This window comes from Halopseudomonas litoralis (assembly GCF_900105005.1).
Taxonomy (GTDB): Bacteria; Pseudomonadota; Gammaproteobacteria; order Pseudomonadales; family Pseudomonadaceae; genus Halopseudomonas; species Halopseudomonas litoralis.
This window is the reverse complement of the sequence record NZ_LT629748.1, coordinates 2,392,080-2,406,056: the sequence shown is the minus strand read 5'-3', so window position 1 is coordinate 2,406,056 and position 13,977 is coordinate 2,392,080. Positions and strand designations below refer to the sequence as shown.

Sequence of the window (13,977 nt, the reverse complement as noted above, 5' to 3'; positions counted from 1 at the left end):
CCACGCGTTCAATTGCCTAGTCCTGCGGCAGGCCGAGAGTGGCCAGGTGGCGCTGCAGCTGTCGGTGCAGATCGTCCAATACCGGCGTACTGAGTCCGACTTGACGGGCAGTGCGACAGGCATAGCCGAGGATGAAGTCGATTTCGGTACGCCGCCCGGCATGCACATCCTGACGCATGGAGGAGCTGTTGCTGGCCGTGGCCTGGATGACGGTAGTCACCCGCTGGGTCAACTCCGACAGCGACAGGCTTACCCGCTGGCTGGCGAGTAGCGCATGCAGCTCGGCCAGCAGCGGTGCAAACATCGGTCCGGCGCGCTCGAGCACCTGGCCGTTGGGGCAGTCATGCAATGCCGTGACCGGATTGATGGCACAGTTGATCGCCAGTTTCATCCAGAGTGCCGGCAGCATGTTCTGTTCCCAGCGCCAGTCGATACCAGCGGTGGTCAACAGGCTCAGCCAGCCGGGAGCAGGCCCATGCTGCGGGTCGCCCAAGGTGGTCTGGCCGGCCCCAGCCCAGACCACGTGATTGGCGGCGCGCTTCCAGGCGCCGTCGGTGACGCTGGCATACAGCACGCGTTGTGTGGGGAAGCGCAGTCGAACAGCCTGCTGGCTGCCCAGCCCATTCTGCAGCAACAGCAGTTCGCTGTCAGCGTTCAGCCGCGGCGCTACACTCTCCAACGCCTCGGCCACGGCCCAGGCTTTGGTGGTAACTATCAGTTTGTTGATCGGCGCCGGGCTGCTGTCGGCCAGCTCTGCGGGTGCTTTGAGAGCCCGTGTGGCGCCCTGTTGCTCAAACAGCAGGGCATCCTCGCGGCTGTGCCATTGTTGCAGTGCAGCTGGCGTATGCAGAATCAGCCGGCAATCGATACCGGCCTGGATGCAGCGGCTGGCCCACAACAGGCCCAGGCTGCCCCCACCGAGTATGTGCAGCACATCAGGCAAGCTGGGGCATCCGTACTTCAGTGATCAGGTTGGTCGCATACGCCTGGCCGAGATGCTGTTCGACCTGTTGCAGCATGTCGCCAGCGGCGAGGATCGAATCATTTTTCTCCACTCTGCTCAGCGCCATTCCGGCCCGTACCGAGAGATAGCCTTCACTGGTCTTGAAGGCCTTGAGATTCAGCCCATCATGCAGGCGGCGAAAGCTGTTGGGCTTGCAGTCATCGATATTGTCGCCGACGGTGCAGATGGCGAAGATATTGTTGCCGATGCGGGCGATCACATCCATGGGGCGCACCAGCTGTTGCAGTCGGCGGGCGATACCCCTCATCAGTTCCTGTTGCACGGCCTCGCCAAAACGCCCGCCCATTTCATCGAAGTTCTGAATGCCGAGCACCAGCAGCGAACAATATCCGCCGCGCGACTCCACCTGCTGCAGTGCATCTTCCAGACGCTGCTGCAAATAGCGACGGTTGCCCAGGGCGGTCAGGCTGTCGACCAGGTTATGCTCTTCGAGCTGGGCGTTATTGCTGGCCAGCAGGCGGTTTTCCTCCAGCAGTCGGTTGATCAACTGGGTTATGCGGTCTGCCGCGTAGATACGTGGCAACAGTTGTTCGCTCATTGCCGACTTGCTGATGAAGTCATCCACGCCCCGATCAAAGGCCTCGCCGAGCACGTTGTCGCCTTCCCGAGCGGTCAATAGCATGACGTAGGTGTAATGGTCGGTCTGCTCGTCACGTTGGCGGATGCGTGTGGTCAGCTGCAGGCCGTCCATTTCAGGCATCAGCCAATCGGCAACCATGACGCTGGCGGCACGTTCCTCGTGCATGGCCAGGGCAGCCATGGCCGAGCTGGCAAAGCGGATGTCCGTATAACCCGCCTGGGACAAGGTGTGACCTATGACGGCACTGCTGAACTTGGTATCGTCCACCACCATTATGCTGAGTTGGGGGTTGGGCATGTCTGAGCTCCCTGCTGCATGTTTTAGGACTGATGCCGGTATAATGCCACGTCATCAGCCCGATGTTTCGCCACACTGTTCACAATTCGCATATTTATTCGAGGTCAAGCCATGCCGTCTTTTGATGTGGTGTCCGAACTGGACAAGCATGAAGTAACCAACGCTGTCGATAATGCCATGAAAGAGCTGGATCGACGCTACGATTTGAAAGGTAAGGGCAGTTTCGAATTCAAGGAGAAGGAACTTACCGTGGCGATCACCGCCGAGGCCGAATTCCAGCTTGAGCAGTTGCTGGACATCCTGCGTCTGAGTCTGACCAAACGCAAAATCGATGTTCAGTGTCTTGAAGCAAAAACGCCCTATACTTCTGGTAAGGAGATGAAGCAGGACGTTGTACTGCGCGAAGGCATCGACCAAGCGCTGGCGAAGAAGATCGTCGCCAGAATCAAGGAAGCCAAGCTCAAGGTGCAGGCTGCCATCCAGGGTGAGCAGGTGCGGGTGACCGGCAAGAAGCGGGATGATCTACAGGAAGCCATGGCGTTGCTGCGGTCCGCGGAGCTCGACATGCCGCTGCAATTCAATAATTTTCGCGATTGAACGAGGAAGTGATGATGGAGGAGTTTTTGAGCAGGATGGATGGCTGGCAGGATCAATTGCTGCCGATGGTGGTCAACTATGGCAGTCAGTTGTTATTGGCATTGGCTACCCTGCTGGCCGGGTGGTGGATCATCGGACGCATCACGCGGGCTGTCCAGGCATTGCTGCAACGCCGCAATGTAGATCCCACACTGCACAGTTTTATCGGTACGCTGGTCAATATCGGTCTCAAGGCACTGCTGCTGGTCAGCGTCGCCGGTATGGTGGGGATCGAGACCACGTCATTTATCGCGCTGATCGGTGCAGCCGGTCTGGCCGTCGGTCTGGCGTTGCAGGGCAGTCTGGCCAACTTTGCCGGTGGTATCCTGATTCTGGTGCTGCGCCCGATCCGTGTCGGTGAATATATCCAGGCTCAGGGCGTGGAAGGCACTGTTGACAGCATCCAGATCTTCCATACCGTCCTCAAAACCGGCGACAACAAGACCATTATCGTGCCCAATGGCACACTGTCCAACGGCAGCATCGTCAACTTCTCGCGTCAGCCTACCCGGCGGGTACATATCGACCTGGGTATAGGATATGAGGACAACGTCAAGCACGCCCGCAAGGTCCTGTTGCAGCTGGCGCATGCTGACAGTCGTGTGCTCAAGGATCCGGAACCGGCAGTATGGCTGGCTTCGCTGGGTGACAGTTCGGTCAACTTGTCTCTTCGCGTATGGACCAGGACGGAAGATTACTGGGGTGTGTTCTGGGGGCTACAGGAGCAAGCCAAGGAAGTCTTTGAACTGGAAGGCATTACCATTCCCTACCCACAGCGGGTCATGCATCACATCACGTCACCGACCTGATCGGTGGCTGGATGAGAAACGACGGGTCGAGCCACGTGTTGACCCGTCAGCTCGTCATTCAATACCGGGTCGGCGCACCTGATCAGGATGGGCAAATTTAAGTAGCATAGCGGCCAGCACTATGGCCGGAAGCCCGGTCAGGGCAGTGGTCATGAAGAAGCTCGTCCAGCCGAGATTAGCCGCCAGTACGCCAGTAAAACCTGCCGCAAACTGCCCTGGCAGAGTCATCAATGAACTGAACAAGGCATATTGCGTCGCCGTATAGGCAGTATTGGTCAGGCTCGAAAGGTAGGCGATGAATACCGAAATGGCCAGGCCACCTGTAATGTTGTCGGCAATGATCGCCACTACCAGTCCGTAGGTCTCTGGTCCGATGAAGGCCAGCCAGGCAAAGGCCAGGTTGGTGAGCGGGGCCATGAAGGCCGTCAGCAGCAGAATCGGCGCAATGCCGAAACGCGCCACCAGCAATCCACCCAAACCGGCACCAAGCAAGGTCATGCCCAGGCCGAAGGCTGCTGCAATGTTGGCAATCTGTGCCTTGCTGAAACCCAGATCGAGATAGAAGGGGTTGGCCATTACCCCCATGAAGATATCGCTGATCCGGAAGGTAGCAATGAAGGCCAGAATCAACAGGGCGGCTTTGCCGTAGCGTTGAAAGAACTCGGCAAAAGGGCAGACCATGGCACCGATGAACCAGGCCGTGAGATGGCGCCGCCAGCCGCCATGGCGGGTCTGGGCCAGATAGTCGGCGACACGGTGTTCGAAGTGCAGGGTTGAGCTGGTGACCGAAACGACCGGCTCGGCGATGACCAGAGTGGTGAGTAGCCCCACACCCATCAACATAGCCATGCTGCCATACGCCAAGGTCCAGCTGTCGATGGAGGCCAGATGCAGTGCGCCGGCACCCGCGGCGAGCACAGCCACGCGATAGCCGGTGACATAGGTGGCAGCCATGGCAGCCTGCCGATGGCGGGCTTCGGCTTCGACCCGGTAGGCATCAATGGCGACATCCTGAGTAGCTGAGCCGAAGGCGGCCAGAACCGCCCATAGCGCGACCAGTGTGAGGTTCTCCCGCGGGTCGGTGAGAGCCATACCCAGCAAGGCGCCAGCGATCACCAGTTGTGCCAGCAGCATCCAGGCGCGGCGCCGGCCCAGCCACCGGCTGAGTAGCGGCAGCGGTGCACGGTCGATAAGCGGCGCCCACAGCACCTTGATCGAATGCGCCATGCCGACCCAGCTGAGAAAGCCGATGGCGGCCAGCTCGATACCCAGATCGCGCAACCAGGCACTGAAAGTACCGCCGACCAGCAGCAATGGCAGCCCGGCGGAAAAGCCGAGAAACAGCATCCCCAGCACGCGGGGTTTGAGGTAGACCTTCCAGCTCTCGCGGTCTGGTACTACTGGGGTGTCGTTCATCGAGTGGTCACTTATCGCCTGTGTGCAGATCCGGCCAGCCGTAACGGGCCATATTCACCCGCCGGTTGCGAATGATGACACCTTCGGCCATCAGCCGCTGATATTGTTCCTGACCCGACGGACTGTCCGCCGGCAGCGACAGTTGCCCCTGGCTGTTCAACACACGGTGCCAGGGCAGGCGGGTATCATCCGGCAACTGCCCCAGCCAGCGGCCGACCAGTCGGGCGCCGCGCCCCAGGCCGGCCAGCTGCGCCAGTCGGCCATAGCTGCTCACGCGCCCCGGGGGAATGGAGGCCAGCACCTGCCAGAGCAGCTGCTTACGGTCATCCGCAGTGGAAGCGGAAGCAGGTGCCGGGGAACCTTCTCTCATGGATAATGCCTCTTCCTTTGTCTCTTTCAGATTGTCCAGGCTGGTTTTCATGTTGAAGTCACGTTATCTGCTGTTGTTTTCCCTGTTGTGCGCATTGCCCGCGGTCGCCGATACCATCTGGCTGGATAATGGTGACCGGCTGACCGGTCACATCGAGCTCATGGAAGGCAACAAGCTGGTCATCCAGACCGATTTTGCCGGCCAGGTGTCGGTCAATGTCAATCGCATACGCACATTGGAGAGTGACAGAGCGCTATTGATCAAGACCCGCGACAATACGCAGCACGCAAGGCGCATTCAACCGTCCGAGGAGCCGGGAGAAATATGGCTGGTCAACGGCGAGCCGGAACCGCAGCCTTTCAGGCTTGATCAGTTACAGCAGATGATGGAGCCGCAACCGTTGATCGAAGACTGGGTCTGGGATGGCCGCGTGGATCTGTCGCTGGAGCTGGAGAACACCGAGTCGAAAAAACGCGATCTTGATGTGGATATATCGACCGAAGCCCGCCATGGCGATTGGCGGCACGCCTTCACCGGGGACTTCGAACGTGATTACCGGGACGATATCAAGACCCGCCATTGGTGGGAGTCAGATTACACCCTGAGCTGGTTCTTCGCCGACAAGTGGTTCTGGCAGAACCGCATCAGCTATCAGCGTGATCATCTGGGCGAAGTGAAGCGGCAGATCCAGGCGGGTTCCGGTCCGGGTTATGAATGGTGGAACAATGCTTTCGGCCGTTTCGAGACCTCGGCGCGTTTCGAGCATTTGCGTCTGGATGCAAGGGACGGGAATAACAGCCGCAGCAACGGCCTGGGCCTGGCCTGGGATTATCGACGTTTTCTGTTCGGCAAGCGCTTCCAGCTGGTCCACAACGCTGAAACCCTCATCCCTAACGATGACGAAGTGAGCTATATAGTCGATGCCGAGCTGGGGCTGCGCTACCTGCTGAACAGCTGGGCCTCGCTGAGCTTGATGACCGAATGGGATTACACCGACAGTTCGGACGATAAGAGCCGTAACGAGACCCGCTACAAGCTGGGCTTCGGCGTCAACTGGTGACGCCGGGGCCGTCCACGTTGGGCTAGGTTACAGGCGCAGACCGCCGTCCAGTTCCAGGATACGACCGCTGTAATAGTCGTTTTCGAACAGGTAGGCGGCGGAGTGGGCGATTTCCTCCGGCATTCCCATGCGCCGCAGGGGAATGCCGGAGGTCATCTTTTCCAGTGCTTCGGGTTTCATGCCAGAGGTCATTTCGGTCTCGATGAAGCCCGGCGCAATCCCCGCCACGCGGATCCCATAACGTGCCAGCTCCTTGGCCCAGACCACTGTCAGCGCAGCGACACCGGCCTTGGCTGCGGAGTAGTTGGACTGGCCCATGTTGCCGGCGCGGGAAATGGATGAAATGTTGATGATCAGGCCTTTGCTGCCCAGCTCGACCATTTTCGCTGCCACCTCGCGAGTGCCCAGAAATACCCCGGTCAGGTTGACGTCGATCACCGACTGCCACTGATTCAGGCTCATCTTCTGGATCTCGCCATCCTTCGACTTGAGCAACAGACCGTCACGCAGAATTCCGGCATTGTTGATCAGGCCATTGATGGTGCCGTAATCCGTCGCCACCTGACCGACCATGTCGGTCACCTGCTGTTCATTGGCAATGTTGCAGACATAGGCACGGGCATCCCCGCCTGCGGTCTTGCATGCGGCGACGGCTTCGTCCAGTTTGGCCTGGTCGAGATCTACCAGTGCCAGGCGCGCGCCGCGGCCTGCCAGATATTCAGCCATCGCTCGACCCAGGCCCTGACCACCGCCGGTAACAATGATCACACTGTCTTTCAATTGCATGTACGTGACTCCTTGAATTTGAAATAGCGCACAAGAATGCAACAAGCCGCCGGCATTATGAATACCTGTTAGCTAAAAACGGTCATCCGCTGACTTGATGAGGGACTCGCGTCCTGGCTTCCAAGCGGCCTTGAAACTGACCTGGCAAGCCCCATATAAGAACTTTGAAACCATTCTTGAGGTTGTCATGCCATTGTTGCGCATATTGTTGTTGGCGCTGCCGCTGATTGAGCTGGCGAGTCTGATCCTGCTCGGACAGGCGGTTGGAGTTGGCTGGACTCTGTTCTGGGTATTGTTCACCGGTGTCGTCGGGTTGACGCTGATCCAACGCAACGGCTGGGGTATGCTGCAGCGCCTGCAACAGCAGATGGCCAGCAATCGTAGCCCGTTCGGTGTATTGAAGTCGGGCATGTGGGGCGTACTCGCCGGTGTGCTGATCGCCTTTCCCGGGCTGGTCACCGATGTACTGGCGATCCCCTGTCTGGTCTTGGCGCTGCTGCACCGCGGCGGTGGTTCCGGTCCGGATGACCAGGGCGGCGGTCCACATAGGTACCAGCGGGGTGAACACACCGTCATTGAAGGCGAATGGGAAGCCGGTACTCCCGCGCCGGCTGACGATGACCAACGATTGAACAGACCGTGAAATTTTTGGAGTCGCCCCTTGAAAAGGTTTTGCCGGGCCCCATAAACAATGCACCAGTTTTGCAGGGGCCCATAGAAGGGGCCCTGCGTTGGACAGGAGCGTCGCTTCGGCGCGCCCTTCAGGCCGCAGGCCTGGTTAACTTGAAATGCCGGCATGCCGGCCTTTGACACTCATTTGGGAGACTCACAACGATGAAAATCCGTCCGTTACACGACCGCGTAGTCGTTCGTCGCAGCGAAGAAGAAACAAAAACCGCTGGCGGTATCGTTCTGCCGGGCTCTGCAGCAGAAAAGCCGAACACCGGTGTAGTCCTTGCTGTTGGTACCGGGCGTCTGCTGGACAATGGTGAAGTGCGTCCGCTGGCCGTCAAAGAAGGCGACAAGGTTGTTTTCGGGCCCTATTCCGGCAGCAGCACCATCAAGATCGATGGCGAAGAGCTGCTGATGATGAGCGAATCCGAAATTTACGGTGTGCTGGAAGGCTGAGCTCCGTCACCCGATCCCTTAACGAATTCATTGAAGGAAAGTGAAAATGGCTGCTAAAGAAGTACTGTTTGACGTTGCTGCACGCAACAAGATGCTGGAAGGCGTTAATGTCCTGGCTGATGCCGTCAAATCCACTCTGGGTCCGAAGGGCCGCAACGTCCTGATCGAGCGCAGCTTCGGCGCGCCGCTGATCACCAAGGACGGCGTTTCCGTTGCCAAGGAAATCGAGCTGAAAGACCGCTTCGAGAACATGGGCGCGCAACTGGTCAAAGACGTCGCCTCCCGTGCGAACGATGACGCCGGTGACGGTACCACTACCGCTACCGTTCTGGCTCAGGCTATCGTCACCGAAGGTCTGAAGGCTGTTGCTGCCGGCATGAACCCGATGGATCTGAAGCGCGGCATCGACAAGGCCACTGTGGCTGTAGTTGCCGAGCTGAAAAACCTGGCCAAGCCCTGCGCCGACTCCAAGGCCATTGCTCAGGTGGGTACCATCTCCGCCAACTCCGACGAATCCATCGGCAAGATCATTGCCGAAGCCATGGATCGCGTTGGCAAGGAAGGCGTGATCACCGTTGAAGAAGGTTCCGGCCTGGACAACGAACTGTCCGTCGTGGAAGGCATGCAGTTCGACCGCGGCTACCTGTCTCCGTACTTCGTCAACAAGCCGGAAACCATGTCCGCCGAGCTGGACAACCCGTACATCCTGCTGGTCGACAAGAAGATCTCCAACATCCGCGAAATGCTGCCGGTGCTGGAAGCTGTTGCCAAAGCCGGTCGTCCGCTGATGATTGTTGCTGAAGACGTTGAAGGCGAAGCGCTGGCTACCCTGGTAGTCAACAACATGCGCGGCATCGTCAAGGTTGCTGCGGTCAAGGCTCCTGGCTTTGGCGATCGCCGCAAGGCCATGCTGGAAGACATCGCTATCCTCACCGGCGGTACCGTGATCAGCGAAGAAGTCGGCATGAGCCTGGAAACCACTACCCTGGAACATCTGGGTCAGGCCAAGCGTATTCAGATCAATAAGGACAACTCCACTGTCATCGACGGTGCTGGCGCCCAGGCTGATATCGAAGCCCGCGTTGCCCAGATCCGCAAGCAGGTTGAAGAAACCTCTTCTGACTATGACAAGGAAAAGCTGCAGGAGCGTCTGGCCAAGCTGGCTGGCGGTGTTGCAGTGATCAAGGTCGGCGCTGCTACCGAAGTGGAAATGAAAGAGAAGAAGCACCGCGTTGAAGACGCGCTGCATGCTACTCGCGCTGCTGTTGAAGAAGGTGTGGTTCCTGGCGGTGGTGTGGCCCTGGTGCGTACCCTGGTGGCCTTCGAGAACCTGCAGGGTGATAACGAAGACCAGAACGTGGGTATCAACCTGCTGCGCCGTGCAATTGAAGCACCGCTGCGTCAGATCGTTACCAACGCCGGTGAAGAAGCCGCTGTTGTGCTGCAGTCTGTTCGTGCAGGCGAAGGTAACTACGGTTACAACGCTGCCACTGGCGAGTACGGCGACATGATCGAGATGGGTATTCTGGATCCGGCCAAGGTCACTCGCAGTGCACTGCAGGCGGCCGCATCCGTTGCCAGTCTGATGATTACTACTCAGGCCATGATCGCCGAGCTGCCGGAAGACAAGCCGGCAATGCCTGACATGGGCGGTATGGGTGGTATGGGCGGTATGGGCGGTATGATGTAATACGACGATAGTCGCTCAGCTGGCCAGCTTGGCGGACTACAGCAGAAGGGAGGTGCCGGCTTCGGCCGGTATCTCCCAAGCTCCGCTGAGCATGCAGTTGATGAAATTCGATATCCGGGCTGGTCTCCAGTCCGGATATTTTTTTACAAGATAGAGTACTTTCTCATCTACCTGCCTGAAGCATTCAATGCACGGTCATTCCGATATCATTCGCCTGAAAAATCGAAGCTCATGCTGTCGGTCGGCGGCTGCAGATAATCGCCCTGAATATAGTTGACCCCGGCCTGCCAGAGCGTTGGCATCATGGTTGCGCTGTTGACGCGTGAAACCATGGTCAGCTTGCCCTGATTGTGCAGCGTTGCCACCATTTCCTTGAGTCGTTCGACGGCTTCGGGAGTAGACAGGTCGTTGCTGAAAGAGTCATCGATCTTCACGTAGTCGACAGGCAGATGTCGGAGCACGGCGTAGGGGTTGAGGGCGCCGCCGAAATGGCTGAGGGCAATCCGTGAATGGATGGAATGCAGTGCCTCGGCCATTACCTTGGCATGTTTCAGGTAATTGTTGGCGTCGGCATCGTTGAACTGGAAAATCAGCGCATCGGCCGGCAGCCTGGCTGCCTTCAGCAGAGTGGAGATCCACTGGACGATTTCCGGATCCTGCAGGCTGGCGCTGCTGAGGTTGAGGATCAGGTGGGTATCCGCTCCCTTGCTGCGGTGCTGTGCCAGCAGCTCCACTGCCCGGGTGATCAGCCAGCGGTCGATCTGAGTGGCGAGACCTGACTCCAGTGCGGCGTTACGGAACTCCGCGTTCGGGATTTCCTCGCCCTGATTGTTCAGCAGAGTGAGGAATGTTTCGTAATGTTCCGAGCTGTCACCGCGCAAACTGATGACAGGTTGAAACTGCAGATTGAAACCCTTGGTTTCCAGCTTGTGGCGAATCAAGGCGATGATATTGCCCCGGTTAGCCATGTGTTCAAGCTCTTCGAGCGGGTTGAAGATTTTTATCGCATTGCCGCCTTCCTGGCTGATCTGTTCGGCGAGGCGGTGGGCGCGTTCGATGGCCTGGCTTGGCTCCGGGTGGGTCTCGCTGATGCAGGAGACACCGATGCTGACAGTGATCTGGATGGTGCGGCCGTTGGCCTCGAACAGGTTGCCTTCAACCTGCTTCAGTAGTGCTCTCAGCTGTCCGGTGACCGGTTCCGGTTCGGTGCCTTCGAGCAATACGCTGCAGGCATCATCACTGAAGCGGGCGAGGAGGGTGTTCTCGGGGAAAGAGCGCCGCAGAATCTGCGCCAGATCGGCAAGAATGAGATCCGAGCCGCCGATACCGATGTCGGCTTGCAGCGTATTGAAGTTGTCCACGTTGATGTATATCAGCGTGCTGGGCTGGCTGTTATGCACTGCCTGTTCACCGACTTTATCCAGCTGCTCCTGGAACCAGGAGCGGTTGAACAGTCCGGTGACCAGGTCGTGGCTGGCCATGGCCTTGAGCTTCTGTTCGAACTCGGCACTGGCGGTTTCAGCGCGGATGACCACCTGAGTACAGGGCTCGCCGTCATAATGCGCCGGCGAAAAGCTGAGCATGATGGGGAATTCCTTCCCTTCGCTGTCCACGGCGTTGCAGCGCATTTCGCTTTGATCACCGCGGCAGGCGTAATGCCGCAGGAAATCCTTGAAGTTGTTCTGATCCCGGGCAGCAATCAGGCCAAGCATGGGTTCTGCCGCCAGGTCATCCGGGTCGTCATAGCCGAACAGGCGAATATAGGATCGGTTGGCATAGATATGCATGCCATCCAGCACATAGGCGATGGCGTCGACCGAGCTGTCCAGCAGCAATTGGCACCGTTTCTCCGCTTCGCGCAGCGACTGTTCGGCGATGCGGCGCTGGCGACGGGCCGTCAGATTGGTCAGTTCGCGCTTTACTATCAGGGTGAGCAAGCTGTCGGCACTGGCGGGGACGGTATCCTGCATGCCGCACCGCATGGCATCGGTGCGTGCGTCGGCGTCGCATTGGTCAGTCAACAGGATAAAGGGCACATCATGGGAGTGGCTGATGATCTGGCAGGCTTCCAGCGCCGTCATTGCGCTGGTTTCGGGGCAGGCCAGGCAGAGGTCCCAGGTTTGCTGAAGTGACTCGTGCAGATCTTCGCGCGAGGTGATCCGGTGCGCCCGAGTAGCGTGTCCGGCGTTGCGTAAAATACTTACCAGACGCTCCGCATTGTTTTGCGAGTCGTCCAGAATCAGCAGTTTTATAGCGGCTGCGTCAGTGCCCATGGCATTCCATTCATTCCCAAGCGGTCCGTCCCTGCGGGTCCAAGTACCGGAATCTACAGAGACTTCCACAGGGAGTCAAAGTCATCCTCGGTAGCGATGGTGAAACTTGTGCCGTCGTTCTCGGTTTGTCTGCCGTTTCTGGCGCCCTGATTCAACACCTGATGTTCAAACTGGCTGAAGCTCCCCGTTGCCGTGATGCGGTCTGCCAACTGGGCTCGAAGTTCCTGGCCACCGAGAAACAGCATCACCTTGCTGCTCACCTGGAAGGGCAGGCGCGGGGTGATCAGCGTCGGGGGGCGGTCGATTGCGGTGACTTCCGGCACCAGCAGTGCGCGCAGATAACGGCTCGGTTGTTCGGTCTTGCGCAGCAGTTTGATGGCGCAGGGCGTGCAGTGCGGCGCGATGAGTTCGATACCCATCTGGGTGCCGCCGCCGCGCACCTGGCGAATCCACCGTACGACCGCCAGACTCCAGCCCTGGTCACTTTCCTCCTGCACGCCCAGCAACTCCCCGGCCTGCAGCTGTTTGGGTACTTCCCTGGGCCAGGTCAGGCAAAAGCCGCCGGGGCTGTGGTTGATGATGCGCAAGCTATGGATCGGGTAGTTTTCGGTATTCTCTTCGTCGCTGGGTTCGTTCGGACTGTTGTAATTGATCTTCTCCACATCAGGTGCCCAGTCGATGCTCTGGTCGCCATCGAATGCATTGCTCCAGCCCTGCTGGGCGGCGCGCCGGTTGGCATCGGAGAAGGGGTTGCTGTCTTCGGCATTGATGAAATGCGGGAAGCTCTTGCCAGCGATATGAAAGTGGGTGGCGCTCATGCCAATGGTGATATTCAGCTCCCCTCGGCCCGGCATGCGATTGAAGGTGCGCTCTGCCAGGTCTCCCCAGGATTGGCTGATGTGCTGCAACAGTTCCACGCCCAGGCCTTCGGGCACCTGCAACCGTTTACGGGCCGGCTCGCTGTCCATCAGGTACTGCTTGATGGTGTCGACCAACTGGCGGGTATCCAGACCGAGGCTGCCAGTCAAGTCTTCGTTGAGTACCAGTGATCGATAGCGGGGCGGGCAGTCCATGTCCAGATTGATGATGAACAGGGCGTCTACGGAGTCGGGTTCGACCAGGGCGACCATGCTGCACCAGTCTTCCAGGCGGGAAAACAGCTTGGCCATGGCACTCTGGCGAATCTGGTTGGGGCGAGCGGCGCCCATCAGCAGTACGACCAGGTAGGCCTGTTCGATACTGAGCGTCTTGCCGGTGTGGCTTTCCGCATCATTCACGGACAGTTGGTGCAGGTTGCGCTTGCGCGCCAGGAGATACAGCTGGTGGATTTCCAGCCAGATACCATCGGCGACCGGGCAATACAGTTGGTAGGCACGCAACAGTGGGCCGCACAGGGCGCGGATAGCGCGCTGAATGGCATGCGTCATGAGCTCCACACGGTCGCGGTTTTTCATGTCCTGTTCATGCGCGACCACGATCTTGTAACCATTGGCCAGATGGTTCTGCAACGATTGTGAAAGGTTGGCGACCTTGCGCGGCTTCTCTTCCAGCACGATGGACTGGCCCAGATAATAGCGCGTCAGGGCCGAGCAGACGTAATGAACCTGGGGGCGAATCTGCTCCAGCATGGCAAGCCGCTTATCGGGCGAGACCTGCAACTGATTGAGTTCGATCAGGCCCGAATAGAGCTGGCGGGCGGTTTCGCCGATGTTCGCCTTGGGTAGATTGGCTATCCAGTCGACAATGCCCTTTTCATTGCTTTGGGTAAAACTCAGAGACGTCAGCGATTGCTGAGGCACCCGCAGGTTGAGTGTATGCGCAGCGTTATCCATAACATTTTTCTTCCGTTGCAGCCCCTTCAGGCTAAATCGAGAACGAATCAATCTGGAGTCCCATACATGCGTCGCA

At 58.6% G+C, this 13,977-nt stretch carries 13 protein-coding genes; 6 read left to right on the top strand and 7 right to left on the bottom strand.

Annotation, left to right across the window (positions count from 1 at the left end; genetic code table 11):
- Positions 1 to 16 precede the first annotated feature (16 nt).
- Positions 17 to 934 (bottom strand): 2-dehydropantoate 2-reductase, encoded by a 918-nt coding sequence (locus BLU11_RS11710; RefSeq protein WP_231702335.1) that lies wholly within the window; start codon positions 932 to 934, stop codon positions 17 to 19.
- Position 935: 1 nt separating this feature from the next.
- Positions 936 to 1,901 (bottom strand): GGDEF domain-containing response regulator, encoded by a 966-nt coding sequence (locus tag BLU11_RS11705; RefSeq protein ID WP_090273535.1) that lies wholly within the window; start codon positions 1,899 to 1,901, stop codon positions 936 to 938.
- 111 nt (positions 1,902 to 2,012) lie between these two features.
- On the opposite strand from BLU11_RS11705, the gene BLU11_RS11700 reads away from it, so the two are divergent.
- Entirely contained in the window at positions 2,013 to 2,498 is a 486-nt protein-coding gene (locus BLU11_RS11700; RefSeq protein ID WP_090273533.1) for a YajQ family cyclic di-GMP-binding protein, read from the top strand.
- A 35-nt stretch (positions 2,499 to 2,533) separates the two neighbouring features.
- Positions 2,534 to 3,346, top strand: a complete 813-nt coding sequence (locus BLU11_RS11695; protein ID WP_231702334.1) for a mechanosensitive ion channel family protein — start codon at positions 2,534 to 2,536, stop codon at positions 3,344 to 3,346.
- Between the two features lie 54 nt (positions 3,347 to 3,400).
- Here BLU11_RS11695 and BLU11_RS11690 read toward each other — a convergent pair whose 3' ends face one another.
- Complete coding sequence (locus tag BLU11_RS11690; RefSeq protein ID WP_090273529.1) at positions 3,401 to 4,762, bottom strand: AmpG family muropeptide MFS transporter; 1,362 nt, start codon at positions 4,760 to 4,762, stop codon at positions 3,401 to 3,403.
- Positions 4,763 to 4,769: 7 nt separating this feature from the next.
- Complete coding sequence (locus tag BLU11_RS11685) at positions 4,770 to 5,132, bottom strand: MGMT family protein (RefSeq protein ID WP_090273527.1); 363 nt, start codon at positions 5,130 to 5,132, stop codon at positions 4,770 to 4,772.
- A 49-nt stretch (positions 5,133 to 5,181) separates the two neighbouring features.
- On the opposite strand from BLU11_RS11685, the gene BLU11_RS11680 reads away from it, so the two are divergent.
- Positions 5,182 to 6,192, top strand: coding sequence for a DUF481 domain-containing protein (locus tag BLU11_RS11680; protein WP_157718667.1), 1,011 nt, complete (start codon positions 5,182 to 5,184; stop codon positions 6,190 to 6,192).
- Between the two features lie 27 nt (positions 6,193 to 6,219).
- On the opposite strand, the gene BLU11_RS11675 is transcribed toward BLU11_RS11680, so the two are convergent.
- Positions 6,220 to 6,978, bottom strand: a complete 759-nt coding sequence (locus tag BLU11_RS11675; RefSeq protein WP_090273523.1) for an SDR family oxidoreductase — start codon at positions 6,976 to 6,978, stop codon at positions 6,220 to 6,222.
- A gap of 187 nt (positions 6,979 to 7,165) precedes the next feature.
- Here BLU11_RS11675 and BLU11_RS11670 point away from each other — a divergent pair, with 187 nt between their 5' ends.
- The 3 genes from BLU11_RS11670 to groL all read left to right on the top strand — a co-directional run bounded on the left by BLU11_RS11670 (position 7,166) and on the right by groL (position 9,796).
- On the top strand, positions 7,166 to 7,621 hold the full coding sequence (locus BLU11_RS11670) for an FxsA family protein (RefSeq protein WP_157718666.1): 456 nt from the start codon (positions 7,166 to 7,168) through the stop codon (positions 7,619 to 7,621).
- A gap of 191 nt (positions 7,622 to 7,812) precedes the next feature.
- Complete coding sequence (locus tag BLU11_RS11665; RefSeq protein ID WP_036988527.1) at positions 7,813 to 8,106, top strand: co-chaperone GroES; 294 nt, start codon at positions 7,813 to 7,815, stop codon at positions 8,104 to 8,106.
- 46 nt (positions 8,107 to 8,152) lie between these two features.
- A complete protein-coding gene (groL, locus tag BLU11_RS11660; RefSeq protein ID WP_090273519.1) occupies positions 8,153 to 9,796 on the top strand; it encodes a chaperonin GroEL in 1,644 nt (547 codons plus the stop codon).
- Positions 9,797 to 10,002: 206 nt separating this feature from the next.
- Here the strand turns inward: groL and BLU11_RS11655 are convergent, their stop codons facing one another.
- Positions 10,003 to 12,069 carry an EAL domain-containing response regulator gene (locus tag BLU11_RS11655; RefSeq protein ID WP_090273517.1) on the bottom strand — a complete coding sequence of 689 codons (2,067 nt, stop codon included), beginning with the start codon at positions 12,067 to 12,069 and terminating at the stop codon, positions 10,003 to 10,005.
- Between the two features lie 53 nt (positions 12,070 to 12,122).
- Positions 12,123 to 13,901, bottom strand: coding sequence for a molecular chaperone (locus BLU11_RS11650; RefSeq protein WP_090273515.1), 1,779 nt, complete (start codon positions 13,899 to 13,901; stop codon positions 12,123 to 12,125).
- Positions 13,902 to 13,977: the final 76 nt, after the last annotated feature.